This window comes from Sinomonas sp. RB5 (genome assembly GCF_054063535.1).
In genome coordinates, this window is record NZ_JBSSGJ010000011.1 from 1 (window position 1) to 12,137 (window position 12,137).

The 12,137-nt window shown below is 73.6% G+C and carries 10 protein-coding genes; 4 read left to right on the plus strand and 6 right to left on the minus strand.

The window, feature by feature from the left end; translation table 11 throughout:
* The first annotated feature begins 297 nt into the window (after window positions 1-297).
* Together ACVWWH_RS13205 and ACVWWH_RS13210 are read left to right on the plus strand one after the other, a co-directional pair.
* A complete protein-coding gene (locus tag ACVWWH_RS13205; RefSeq protein ID WP_457316876.1) occupies window positions 298-819 on the plus strand; it encodes a GtrA family protein in 522 nt (173 codons plus the stop codon).
* Between the two features lie 80 nt (window positions 820-899).
* Window positions 900-2,450 (plus strand): DUF222 domain-containing protein, encoded by a 1,551-nt coding sequence (locus ACVWWH_RS13210; protein WP_457316877.1) that lies wholly within the window; start codon window positions 900-902, stop codon window positions 2,448-2,450.
* Between the two features lie 53 nt (window positions 2,451-2,503).
* On the opposite strand, the gene ACVWWH_RS13215 is transcribed toward ACVWWH_RS13210, so the two are convergent.
* The 6 genes from ACVWWH_RS13215 to ACVWWH_RS13240 all read right to left on the minus strand — a co-directional run bounded on the left by ACVWWH_RS13215 (window position 2,504) and on the right by ACVWWH_RS13240 (window position 9,077).
* Window positions 2,504-3,661 carry a cysteine desulfurase family protein gene (locus ACVWWH_RS13215; RefSeq protein ID WP_457316878.1) on the minus strand — a complete coding sequence of 386 codons (1,158 nt, stop codon included), beginning with the start codon at window positions 3,659-3,661 and terminating at the stop codon, window positions 2,504-2,506.
* The gene (gene nadC / locus ACVWWH_RS13220; protein ID WP_447419143.1) at window positions 3,658-4,590 is read right to left on the minus strand and encodes a carboxylating nicotinate-nucleotide diphosphorylase; all 933 of its coding nucleotides are present in this window, start codon (window positions 4,588-4,590) and stop codon (window positions 3,658-3,660) included. The genes ACVWWH_RS13215 and nadC overlap by 4 nt, the downstream gene beginning before the upstream one ends.
* A gap of 1 nt (window position 4,591) precedes the next feature.
* A complete protein-coding gene (nadB, locus tag ACVWWH_RS13225) occupies window positions 4,592-6,289 on the minus strand; it encodes an L-aspartate oxidase (RefSeq protein WP_457316879.1) in 1,698 nt (565 codons plus the stop codon).
* Window positions 6,286-7,578, minus strand: a complete 1,293-nt coding sequence (nadA, locus tag ACVWWH_RS13230; RefSeq protein WP_457316880.1) for a quinolinate synthase NadA — start codon at window positions 7,576-7,578, stop codon at window positions 6,286-6,288. Before nadA ends, nadB begins: the two co-directional genes overlap by 4 nt.
* The gene (locus ACVWWH_RS13235; protein ID WP_457316956.1) at window positions 7,575-8,438 is read right to left on the minus strand and encodes an NUDIX hydrolase; all 864 of its coding nucleotides are present in this window, start codon (window positions 8,436-8,438) and stop codon (window positions 7,575-7,577) included. Before ACVWWH_RS13235 ends, nadA begins: the two co-directional genes overlap by 4 nt.
* Before the next feature lie 168 nt (window positions 8,439-8,606).
* On the minus strand, window positions 8,607-9,077 hold the full coding sequence (locus tag ACVWWH_RS13240; protein WP_066498411.1) for an Lrp/AsnC family transcriptional regulator: 471 nt from the start codon (window positions 9,075-9,077) through the stop codon (window positions 8,607-8,609).
* A 249-nt stretch (window positions 9,078-9,326) separates the two neighbouring features.
* Here ACVWWH_RS13240 and ACVWWH_RS13245 point away from each other — a divergent pair, with 249 nt between their 5' ends.
* Window positions 9,327-10,748 (plus strand): amino acid permease, encoded by a 1,422-nt coding sequence (locus ACVWWH_RS13245; RefSeq protein WP_066498413.1) that lies wholly within the window; start codon window positions 9,327-9,329, stop codon window positions 10,746-10,748.
* A gap of 335 nt (window positions 10,749-11,083) precedes the next feature.
* Window positions 11,084-12,076: a thiamine pyrophosphate-dependent enzyme gene (locus ACVWWH_RS13250; RefSeq protein ID WP_457316957.1), complete on the plus strand. Its 993-nt coding sequence runs from the start codon at window positions 11,084-11,086 to the stop codon at window positions 12,074-12,076.
* The last annotated feature ends 61 nt before the right edge of the window (window positions 12,077-12,137 follow it).

Below are 12,137 nucleotides of genomic sequence, written 5' to 3' on the forward strand. Positions count from 1 at the left end.
CCGCGAACGCATCCACGAGATCGCCGCCGCCCGCGACGGCTACACCGGCGCAGCCCCCGTCGTCGCCAACCGCACCCGACACGACTGACCCACCCGCCCCACGAGGGGACGGCCGACGACGGCGCCGCACCGCGCCGTCGTCGGCCCACCCTTGTGAGCCGACCTACTCTTGTGAGTCGGGCTACCCTGGTGAGTTCCTCCCCGCCCTTGTGAGTCGGGCTCGCGCCTACGGCAGGACGCATCTGGTCACACATACGGCACAGCACAGCCACAGCGCAGCGTGAGAGGGTGAAGCGCATGGAGAACCCGCAGACCCCGCCCGAGGCCACTGCGGACCGCTCCGCCGACCCCGCCCCGCGCCTCCGTGGGGCGCTGGGCGTCCTGCTGTCCGCGCGGCGGCTCCGGAAGAGCTGGCGCGTGCCCATGGTCCGCCAGCTCACGCGCTTCACCGGGGTCGGTGTGGTCTGCACCGTCAGCTCGCTCGCCCTCTACGCGCTGTGCCGCCCATGGCTCGGGGCCCAGACCGCCAACGCGGTGGCCCTCATCATCACCTCAGTGATGAACACGTCCCTCAACCGCCGCTTCACCTTCAGGGTGCGCGGCACCGCGAAGCTCGCCCAGGACCATCTGAACGGCCTGGTGGCCCTCGCCGTCGCCCTGGTGCTGACGGCCGGGAGCCTCGCGGGCCTGCACTGGGTGCAGCCCTCGGCCAGCGTCGCGGCGGAGCTCTGGACGACGACGATCGCCGGCTGGGTCGCCACAGCGGTCCGGTTCAGCCTCCTGCGGCACTGGATCTTCCGCCGCGCCCGCAACGCCTGAACCGGAAAGCCTGAACCGGGTCGAGCAGCGGGTGGGCTGCCTCGCCGAGAAGTGTCGGAGGCCTCTTCTAGAGTGGCCTCATGGGGTTGGAAGACATCTTCGATTGGATCGGCGATCCGCCGGTGGGTGAGCCGCCCGCGCCTCCTCCCTGGCTTCTGGCTGCATGGGCCGAACACGACCGTCTCGAGCCGGCTCTGTCGCCCCCGGCGCGGGCCGCGGCCCGGCTCGAGCAGGCCGACCGGCTGGTGGACGCCCTCAGAGAGCTCGATGCCGAGGAAGCCCGCCTGGCTGGCGAACGGGCACGGGTCCTCGGGGCCCTGACGGTGGCGGTGGGCGGCGCATCGACGGATCCTCTCCTCCGGGCCGATGCCGCGGGCATCGCCGCATCGGAGGTCGCGGCCGCGCTGAAGGTCTCGCAGCGGACGGCGCGGGCGCAGGTTGCCGAAGCTCTCGAGCTGACGGCGGATGAGTGGAGCCCGGTCCTCGAGGCCATGGAAGCCGGGCGCCTGCCGCGCCGGCGAGCCCTGGCGATCGTGGCGGCGGCGCTTCCCGTCCCTGCCAGGAGGCTTGCCGCCTTCGCTGCCGAGGCCCTCGCGCAGGCGTGCCCGGAGGACCCGGACCGGATCCCGTCGCAGGGCGCGCTGGGCCGCAGGCTGCGGCGGCTCGTGGAGGAGTACGCAGCCGAACCCCCGCAGATCCGCAAGCGTGAGGCCGTGGCGCGGCGGCGGGTCGACCTCGAACCGGCAGCTGATGGCATGTGCTGGCTCACGGCCTATCTCCCACTCGAGGTCGGCGCGGCGATCGACACCCGGCTTGAGGCGCTCGCGCGCTCCCTCCAGACGCCGAACGAGTCCCGAGGCATCGGCCAGCTCCGCCTGGACGTCTTCGCGGATCTGCTCAGGGGCCCCGGACTGAGCCGGGGCGCGTCGGCCATTCGGTGCGCGCCGGGGATCTCGAGCGGACCGGCTGCCCCGGAGGACGTTCCGCACCGAGAGTTCGGCGGGGCGCGCACCGAACTCCTCGTCACGGTCCCGGCCCGGACTCTGCGCGGCGATTCCGACGACCCCGGAGAGATCCTCGGGTACGGACCGATCGACGCGGACGCTGTGCGGCTTCTGGCTGCCGACGCTGCGACATGGAGCCGGATGTGGGTCGATCCCGAGGACGGCACGCCGGTCGCGCTGGGCCGGCGGCGCTACACGCCGACGCTGGCCATGCGCCGGCAGCTCGGAGCACGCGACGCCACCTGCCGCTTCCCCGGCTGCGACGTCCCCGCGGCCGCCACCGAGGCGGACCACACGGCCGAATGGGCCGACGGCGGCACGACAGACCTGTCCAACCTCGCCCTGCTGTGCCGCGAGCACCACCGCCTCAAGTCTCTGGGCCGCTGGAAGCTCCGGCAGCTCACCCGTGCGGACAACAGACCGCCCGGCCCCGCGGCCGGCACTCCCCCTGCCCCACCGGCTGGCACTCCCCCTGGCCCGCCGGCCGACACTCCGGGGCCCGTTTCGCGCCCTCCGGCCGAAACGCCGGGGCCCGCTCCGAGCGCTTCGGGAGTGCTCGAATGGACGTCGCCGACCGGGCACCGGCATGTGAGCTATCCCGAAGGGGACCCTCCGCCGCCGTTCTGACGCCAGTCGGCCTGACGCCAGTCGGCGCCAGGACCTTCCAGCGCTCCAGCCGGCTACCGGTGGGCGATGCCCGTCACGGCCGCATAGGCCTCCGCCACGGCCGCGGCGGCCTGCTCGAGTGCGGCGGCGTCGATCGAGCCCGGGAGGGTGAAGCGGACTGCCGTGAGGGCGACCTCGGGATCGAGTCCCATGGCGAGCAGCACGTGTGAGGGGTCGCTGGAACCGGCGGCGCAGGCCGACCCGGACGAGCACACTACGCCGCGCCGTTCGAGTTCGAGCAGGACTGACTCTCCGCTGACCCGCGGGAAGCAGAACGAGGCGCTGCCCGGCAGCCGCTCCGTGGGGTGGCCGGTCACGATCGCCTCCGGGACGAGTTCCAGGATGCGGGCGACGAAGGCGTCGCGGAGGGACGCGAGGCGGGCCGCCGCCGTCGTGCGCTCGGCCTCGGCGAGCCGCAGCGCCGTGGCGAGGGCCACCGCGCCGGCCACGTTCTCGGTGCCCGAACGCCGGCCGCGCTCCTGGCCGCCGCCGTCGAGGACCGGCTCGAGCGTGAGCCGCCCGGCCGTGTACAGCGCGCCGACGCCCTTCGGGGCGCCGAGCTTGTGCCCGGAGATGCCCAGAGCGTCCACACCGAGCGCCCGCACGTCGAGCGGCAGCCAGCCGGCGGCCTGGACCGCGTCGGTGTGGAACGGGACCCCGACCTCGTGCGCCACGCGCGCGAGCTCCGCGACCGGCTGCACCGTGCCCACCTCGTTGTTGGCGTACATGACCGAGACCACCGCCGTCTGCGGCCCCACGACCGCGGCGAGCGACTCCGGCGCGACCTGCCCCGCGGCGTCGACCGCCAGCACGTCGACGGAGAAGCCGTGCAGCCTGGCGAGCGCCCGCGCCGACTCGAGGACCGCCGGGTGCTCGACGGCGCTGACCACGACGCGCGACCGCCGCGGATCGGTGCCGCGCCGGGCGAGGGCGATGCCCTTGACGGCCAGGTTGTCCGCCTCGGTGCCGCCCGAGGTGAAGGTGACCTCCGCGGCCCTGCACCCCAACAGCCCGGCCACCTCGTCGCGCGCAGCCTCGAGCGCCTCGCGTGCGCGGGCGCCGAGGTCGTGGTGGCTCGAGGCGTTGCCGAAGTCTCCGGTGAGGAAGGGCCACATGGCCTCGAGGACTTCGCGGCGCACGGGGGTGGTCGCGGCGGCGTCCAGGTAGATCATGGCGTGCCGATCACCACGTCGAGCCCGAGGTCGAGGTTGACCACCGAGTGGGTGAGGGCCCCGACCGAGATGACGTCGACCCCCGTGGCGGCGATGGCGGCGACCGTCTCGAGGGTGACGCCCCCGCTCGCCTCGACGATGGCCCGGCCACCGATGAGCTCGACGCCGGCGCGCAGGTCGTCGAGGGTGAAGTTGTCGAGCATGATCGTGTCCACCCCCGCGGCGAGGACGGGCTCGATCTGCTCGAGGCGGTCCACCTCGACCTCGACGTGCGTGGTGTGGCCGAGCCGGGCGCGGACGCCGCGCAGGGCCTCGGTGAGCCTGGCCGGGTCGCCGCCGGTGAGGACGGCCAGGTGGTTGTCCTTGGCCATGACGGCATCGGAGAGGCTGAACCGGTGGTTGCGGCCGCCGCCGCAGCGCACGGCGTACCGCTCGAGCTCCCGCAGTCCTGGGGTGGTCTTGCGGGTGTCGACGATCCGGGCACCCGTCCCCGCCGTGAGGGCCACGTACTGGGCCGTGAGGGCCGCGATGGCGCTCATCCGCTGCACGAGGTTGAGGACCACCCGCTCGGCGGTGAGGATCGACTGCGCCCGGCCGGTGACCCTGGCGAGGACGGCCCCGGCGGCGAACTCCTCGCCCTCGGCGGCCAGCAGCTCGACGGCGGCGTCCGGGTCGTGGAAGCGGAAGCCCGCCTCGATGATGGGGCCGCCCGAGAAGACCCCCGGCACGCGGGCGCGCAGCTCGGCCGTCGCCGCCGCCTCGGCGGGGATCAGCAGCAGGGACGTGAGGTCCCCGCTCGGGGCGTCCTCGGCGTACGCCGCCTCGAGGACCCGGCGCACCGCCCCCGTGGGGAGCGGGATGGGCGCCCACTGGATCGTCGTCTGGCCGTGCGCCGCGGGGACGCCCGCGGCCTCTGCGGTGTGGGTCATGTCAGGCGGTCCTTCCGAGGAGTGCGGGCTGGGCGGGAGCGGCGTCGTCGGCGCGGCCGGCCGGGCGGCGCACGACGCCGGGACGCGGCTGGGCGTCCTGCGCGCCACCGAGCGGGGCGGGCAGGGCGCGGTCCGGGAAGTCGAGCCGGAAGTGCGCCCCGACGGACTCCTCCCGGACTGCCGCGGCGGCCGCGAGCAGGCGCCCGAGGAGGAGGAGGTGGGCGGTCTCCGGGTCGTCGGAGGTCCATCCGCGCAGCGTGCTGGACAGGCGCGCGAGGCCGCTGCCGTCCCTGATGACCCCGCCGTCCGCCTGCATCGCGTCGGCGACGCGCGTCCGCCCGGCCCGCCCCGAGAGAGCCCGGGCGTCGGCGGCCGCGGAGGCGTCCACCTCGTGCGCCTCGGCAGCGTCCGGGCCGTTCCAGCGGCCGGAGCGTCCCTCGGTGAGCGCGTGCCGCACGGCGCGGCCGGCGAACACGACGCCCTCGAGGAGCGAGTTGGAGGCGAGCCGGTTGGCCCCGTGCACGCCGGTGCAGGCGGCTTCCCCGACGGCGTAGAGGCCCGGGACGCTCGTTGCCCCATGCAGGTCGGTCGCGATCCCGCCCATCCAGTAGTGGGCGGCGGGGCCGATGGGCAAGGGCTCCCGGCGCCAGTCGAAGCCTGCGGCGCGCGTCATCGCGTCGAGTCCCGGGAAGCGCCGCGCGAGGAAGCCGTCGCCGTGGACGTCCTCGAGCCCGGTGGCGTCCAGGTACGCCTGGCCGCCCCCGGAGCGCGCGTGCAGGGCGAGGGCCCGGGAGACCACGTCCCGCGGGGCGAGCTCGCCGAGGGGGTGGTAGTCGGTGACGAAGCGGCGTCCTGAGGCGTCGCGGATCACGGCACCCTCGCCGCGCACCGCTTCCGAGATGAGCGAGGACCGCAGGGTCCCATCGGCGCCCATGACCTGCAGCGCGGTGGGGTGGAACTGGTAGAACTCGAGGTCGCGCAGCGCGGCGCCGGCCAGGAAGGCGAGGGCGACGCCGTCGCCGGTCGCGACCGCCGGGTTGGTGGTCTGGGCGAACAGCTGGCCCGCTCCCCCGGTGGCGAGCACCACGGCGTCGGCCCGGACGTGCTCGACGGTCCGGCCTCCGGCGCGTGAGACGGCGATTCCGGCGACGGCACCGCCGTCGAGCAGGATCTCGGTGGCCATCGCCCGCTCGAGCACGGCGATGCGCCCCTCGGCCTCGAGCGCGCGCACACGGCGGATGAGGGCCCGGGTGATGCCGGCGCCGCTCGCATCGCCGCCGGCGTGGAGGATCCGGGGGAACGAATGGGCGGCCTCGAGGCCGAGCAGCGGCCGGCCGCCGGGGCCGAGGTCGAACGCGACGCCCCGGCCCACGAGGTCCGAGACGGAGTCCGCGGCTGACCGGCACATGAGTTCGACGGCCGTGCGCGAGCCGATCCCGCCGCCGGCGGCCATGGTGTCGGCCACGTGGCTGGCGACCGTGTCGCCGGGCGCCCGCTGCCCCTCGGGCAGCACGGCGGCGTACCCGCCCTGCGCGAGCATGCTGTTGCTGTCGGCGAGGTGCGCCTTGGTGAGGAGCACGACGTCGGCCCCGGCCTCCGCGGCCGAGACCGCCGCCGTCAGCCCTGCGACGCCGCTGCCGACGACGACGAGCTGCCCGAGCCGGCCGCGAGCGGCCGGCCCTGCGCCGCGCGGTGTCACGGCCGCGCCGCCAGCATCCGCTCGAGGGCCACGCGCGCGGTCGAGGCGACGTCGGCGGGGACCTCGATGCGGTTGCGCACCTCGCCCTCGACGAGGCCCTCGAGGACCCAGGCGAGGTAGCCGGGGTGGATCCGGTACATGGTCGAGCACGGGCAGATCACCGGGTCGAGGCAGAAGACCGTGTGCTGGGGGTACTCTGCGGCGAGCCGGTTCACGAGGTTGACCTCGGTGCCGATGGCGAAGACGGTGGGCTCCGTCGCCGCGGCGATCGCCTTGCGGATGTAGTCTGTCGAGCCGTACTCGTCGGCCGCGTCGACGACCTCCATCGGGCACTCGGGGTGCACGATCACCCGCACGCCCGGGTACTCCTCGCGCGCCTTCTCGATCTGGGCGACGGAGAAGCGCTTGTGGACGGAGCAGAAGCCGTGCCACAGGATCACGCGGGAGTCCCGGAGGGTGGCCGCGTCGTTGCCGCCCAGAGGCTTGCGCGGGCTCCACATCGGCATCTGCTCCAGCGGGACCCCCATGGCCTTCGCGGTGTTGCGGCCCAGGTGCTGGTCGGGGAAGAAGAGCACCCGCTGCCCGCGCTCGAACGCCCACTCGAGCACCGTCGCGGCGTTGGAGGACGTGCACACGATCCCGCCGTGCTCGCCGCAGAAGCCCTTGAGGGCGGCGGACGAGTTCATGTAGGTGACGGGGATGACCGGCACGCGGCCCTCGGCGTCGGGCTCGGTGCCGAAGAGCTCCTCGAGCTGCGCCCAGGCCTGCTCGACCGAGTCGATGTCCGCCATGTCTGCCATCGAGCAGCCCGCGGCGAGGTTCGGGAGGATGACCGCCTGATCCGGCCGGGAGAGGATGTCCGCGGTCTCGGCCATGAAGTGGACGCCGCAGAACACGATCGCCTCCGCGTCGGGCCGGGTGAGGGCGGCATTGGCGAGCTGGAACGAGTCGCCCACGAAGTCGGCGTGCTCGACGACCTCGTCGCGCTGGTAGAAGTGGCCGAGGACGACCACGCGCTCGCCGAGCTTCTCCTTCGCGGCAGTGATCCGGGCGCGCAGCTCCGTCTCCGTCGCGTGCTTGTACTCCTCGGGGAGCTGGCCCTGGCGAGGCGTCGACGCGGGGGCGCGGTCCGCGACGGACGCACCCGGCCCGTAGGCGGGCATGCCACGCAGGGCCTCCGCGGCGTCGAACTCCCACGGCCCCTTCGCGAGGTCGGCGCTGCACGTGCCCGTGGCGGCCTCGGCCTCCGCGCGGGTGACGAGGCTGATGGCGGTGGCAACAGATGTCATGGCGTGCTCCTGGTGGATGCGGCTGGGGCTGTGGGGCTGGCGGGAGAGGTACTGGGGGGGGCTGGCGGAGGAGGGTCCGCCTCGCCAGATGCCTGCCGGGGAGGCGGGGCCGTCGTGGCGTCGATCCGCCCCCGCGCCCCCGTGTAGCGGTAGAGCCTCGGCGGCCGGTGACGGCCTCCTTCGAGGACCTCGTCGGTGGGCTCGATCTGTGCCATGCCCTTGAGCTGACGGCGGAAGTTGGCCGGGTCGAGCGGGCGGCCGAGCACGGCCTCGTAGACCTCGCGCAGCTGGGCGAGCGTGAACTTCTCGCCCAGGAAGTGGTAGGCGATCTGGGCGTACTCGAGCTTGCTGCGCAGGCGCCAGAGCGCGTAGTCGACGATCTCGCGGTGGTCGAAGGCGAGGCCGCCGTCCTGCTCGCCCGCGGTGTCGGCCCGGTGCCAGGCGACGTTCTCGTCCTCCTCGCCGAGGAGCTCGGCCTCCGTGGGGCGGACGAGCGCCCAGTAGACGATGGAGACGACCCGCTGGCTGCCGCGCTCGGGCCGGCTGGACCGGTTGAGGCCGCCGAAGGCATAGAGCTGTTCGAGGTACTCGGGCTCGAGCCCCGTGGTCTGGCGGAGGTTGCGCCGCGCCGCATCCTCCAGGGACTCCGTGGGTGCCAGGGGTCCCCCGGGGAGCGCCCAACGGCCCCTGAACGGCTCCTTGACCCGCCTCACGAGCGGGATCCACAGGGTGGGCCCTCCCCCGGACTCTCCGCGGGCCGACTCGGGGGTCAGGGCGAAGATCACGGTGGAGATCGCGAGCGACGGCGGCAGCTGGGCCCGCTCCGAGACGTTCGCTCCCACGACGGAGTGCGCCCCCAGGGCGACCGACGCGCCGGAAGACGGGAAGATCCCGCTCATGCGTACCTCCAGCCGTCAAGGTCCGGGACCGGGCTCGACCCCGGCACGAGTTAAAGTCATGATGACTTTTACTGATGATACGCCCCTCCGCCGCGGGCACCAAAAGGTGACACCCCGGCGTCGGACGACTCAGCCCCTGGCAGCGGCCTCGAGCAGGGGCAGCGTCCGGCCCTCGAAGTGTGTGTTGAGCACGATCACCGAGGACGAGCGGACCACGGCACGCGTGGCCGTGACGGCATCGAGCACGCGCTGGAGGTCGGAGTTGGAGCGGGCCGCGACCCGGGCCATCAGGTCGCTGTCCCCCGAGACGGTGTGGACCTCGAGCACCTCCGGGATCTCGGCGAGGGCCGCCGCGACCGCGTCATGCCCGGAGTCCTGGTTGATCGTCAGCGAGCAGAAGGCCACGACGGGGAACCCGAACGCCCGCGGCTCCGGATGCGGAGCCCACTGCCCGATGACCCCGCTCGCCACCATCCGGTCGAGCCGGGCCTGGACCGTGGCGCGGGCCACCTTGAGGATCCGGGAGGCCTCGAGCACGTTCATGCGCTGCTCGTCGGTGAACAGCCGGACAATCCTGGCGTCGAGCTCGTCGACCTTCATGCGGGCCTCCAGATCGTGGTCTGCGGATCAGATTCGAATGCTACAGATTGATGATCCGGCGCGCATGCACTGCGCATTCTGTCAACTTCCGCGGCGCGCTCTCCCCTCTTCCTGCACATCCTGCGTAGGACCGTGAGGTGCACCACACAGCCCCGCGGCAAAGGCGCTATGGTCAGGGGGTCCTCTGGCCGGCGGCGCCCATCCTCGCGACCTCGGCCACCGATCCTCCGAAAGACGGAAATGACAGCTATGCACACGTCAGACGGCCTCGGAACCGCGTCGACGACGACGCTGGAGCCGAGGCTCGGGCCCTCGATGTCCCCGCGGCAGCTCACGATGATGGGCCTCGGCAGTGCCATCGGCGCCGGCCTGTTCATCGGCTCGGGAGCGGGCATCCAGGCCGCAGGCCCCGCGGTCCTCATCTCCTACCTCGTGGCCGGGACCCTCATCATCATCGTCATGTGGGCCCTGGGCGAGATGGCGGCGGCCAACCCCACCAGCGGGGCGTTCTCGGTCTACACGGGCAAGGCACTCGGCGGCGTTGCCGGGGCCACGGTCGGGTGGCTGTGGTGGTGCCAGCTCGTGGTCGTGATCGCCGCGGAGGCCCTCGGCGCCGCCGGCCTCCTCGCCACGGTCTTCCCCGCACTCCCCGTGTGGCTCATGGCGCTGGTCTTCATGGGCGCGTTCACCGCGGTGAACCTCACCGGCGTCCGCAACTTCGGCGAGTTCGAGTTCTGGTTCGCGCTGCTCAAGGTCGCCGCGATCGTCGCCTTCCTCCTCGTCGGCGCAGCCCTCCTTCTCGGCTGGCTTCCGCACGCGGCCTCCCCGGGCCTGTCCCATTTCACCGCCGACGGCGGATTCGCACCCCACGGCATGGGCGGCATCGCGACCGGACTGTTCGTCGTCGCGTTCGCCTTCGGCGGCACCGAGATCGTCTCCGTGGCCGCGGCCGAGACGCGCGACCCCGCGCGCAGCGTCGGCCGCGCCGTCCGCACGGTCGTGTGGCGCATCCTCGTGTTCTACATCGGGTCGATCTTCGTCATCGCCGCGGTGATCCCGTGGAACTCCCCCGAGCTCAAGAGCCCGTTCGCCGGCGTCCTGGACCTCGCGGGACTTCCCGGCGCCGCCACCGTCATCACGCTCGTGGCCGTCGTCGCGCTCCTGTCCGCGCTCAACGCCAACCTCTACGGCGCGTCGCGGATGATCTTCTCCCTGGCCGAGCGCCAGGAGGCGCCCCGCGCCCTCAAGTCGCTGACCAAGGCCAGGGTCCCCGCGGTCGCGGTCGCGGCATCGGTGGCCTTCGGCTTCATCGCCACGGTGCTCGAGCTCCTGTTCCCGGACCATGTCCTGCCGCTCCTGCTCAACTTCGTCGGGTCCACATGCCTGATCGTGTGGGGCTCGGCGCTGGTCTCGCAGATCGTGCTGCGCCGCCGTGCCGATGCCGAGGGCACGGTGCTGCCGCTGCGCATGGCCGGGTTCCCGTGGCTGTCCGCCTTCGGCGTGGTGCTGCTCGCCGCGATCTTCGCCGTGGGGCTCATCGGCGCGGACAGCCGCGCCCAGCTGCTGAGCACGTTCGTGCTCGTCGCCGCCATCGCGGCGGGCGCCTGGCTGCGCCGCCGCAGCGTGGCGGCCCGGCCGGCGATGGCCGGCCCGGGAGAGCCGGAGCGCTGACCCGGACCTGCTGAGGGCACGGGCCCGGACCGCGCAGGCCAGCGCGGTCCGGGCCCGCTGCCGTCCAGGGCGTCGCAGGCGAGTCGCTCCCGTCCTGCACATTGTGTGCAGTGATCCAGGACACAACAGCGCGGTACTAGACATCTTGCCTGATGGATCGATGATCGATTGCACAGACTGTTCGCCCGCCCTACGGTTCTGCTATGCAGACTTCACCGACAGCACAGGCCTCTCCCGGCCGTGCGGGACTCGCCGGAGCGGACCGGGCCCCGCTGCCCGAGCTTCCCGCGGCCGCCCCCGCGACGGACGCAGACCTGCGTGAGCTCTACCGCCTCATGACGGCGGTCCGGCAGCTCGACCTCGCCGCCGTCGCGTGGCAGCGGCAGGGCATCCTCCCCGCCTACGCGCCCGAGCTCGGGCAGGAGGCCGCCCAGGTCGCCTCGGCGCTCGCCCTGGACCTCTCGAGGGACTTCGCCTTCCCGACCTACCGCGAACTCGGCGTCGCCCGCGCAGCCGGCGTCGACATGGTCGAGTACATGTCCACCCACCTGGCCACGTGGCACGGCGGCCTCTGGGACGCCGCCGCCACGCACGTCGCCCCGATCCAGGCCGTCGTCGCCGGCTCGGTGCTGCACGCGGTCGGCTGGGCCCACGGCCAGACCCTCCAGGCCCGCGCCGCCTCGGCGCAGTCCTCCCCCGAGGCGTCCGCTCTGGGTGTGGCGATCACGTACCTCGGGGACGGCGCCTCGAGCCAGGGCGACGTGCACGAGGCCATGAACTTCGCCGGGGTCTTCAGGGCACCGGTCGTGTTCTTCGTACAGAACAACGGCTGGGCCATCTCGGTGCCCACGGAACGGCAGGTTGCGGGCGGCAGCGTCGCCGCGCGCGGCGCCGGCTACAGCATCCCGGCCCTCCAGGTCGACGGGAACGACGCCGCCGCCGTGCTCGAGGCGACCCGCCGCGCCGTCGCCCACGCCCGTGCGGGCCACGGGCCCGTCATCGTCGAGGCGATGACGTACCGGCGCGGCCCGCACGCCACCAGCGACGACCCCGGCCGCTACCGCACCCTCGACGAGGAGCGCACCGACGGGGGCGCCGACCCCCTTCTCCGCCTGCGCGAGCGCCTGCTCAGCGAGGGCATCGCGGACGAGGCCGAGCTCGAGGCCGCCGACGCGGCGGGAGCCGCCGAGGCCGAGGCCGTCCGCGAGGGCGTCCTCGCCCTGGGCCCGCGCCCGGGGGCCGAGATGTTCGACCTCGTCTTCACCGAACCCACCGACGAGCTGCTGCGGCAGAAGGCTGCCTGGCGCGAGGAGTCCGAGCATGCCTGAGACCCTGACCAGCCCGACCCCGGGCCCGACCCCCGGCGCCGATTCCGCCGCCGCAGCGGCC